This window comes from Hydrogenovibrio sp. 3SP14C1 (assembly GCF_029625905.1).
In the GTDB taxonomy this organism is placed as follows: Bacteria; Pseudomonadota; Gammaproteobacteria; order Thiomicrospirales; family Thiomicrospiraceae; genus Hydrogenovibrio.
In genome coordinates this window covers 1-258 of the sequence record NZ_JARTLM010000194.1, presented here as the reverse complement: position 1 = coordinate 258, position 258 = coordinate 1, and the positions used below count along the sequence as shown (strand labels likewise).

At 61.2% G+C, this 258-nt stretch carries 1 protein-coding gene; it reads right to left on the bottom strand.

The genetic code is table 11. The annotated features are described in order from the left end of the window. Positions 1-258 (bottom strand): RQC domain-containing protein (locus P8629_RS12215; RefSeq protein WP_278166377.1); only part of this gene is annotated, 258 nt, incomplete at both ends.

Genomic DNA, 258 nt, shown 5'->3' with positions numbered 1-258 from the left:
CTTTCCACTCGCTGGCGGTGAGCTCCTGGCCGATGCCGAAGGTGCTCAGGCTGTCGTGGCCAAAGCGGCTGATACGCTCGTTGCGCTTGCCGAGCAGCACATCCACCAGATAAGTGACGCCAAAGCGCTGTTCGGTGCGGTAGACACACGACAGTGCCTTCTGCGCGGCCACGGTAGCCTCCCAGGTGTCAGGTGGGGTGAGGCAGTTATCGCAGTTGCCGCAGGGTTCGTCTAACGAATCGCCAAAGTAGTGGAGCA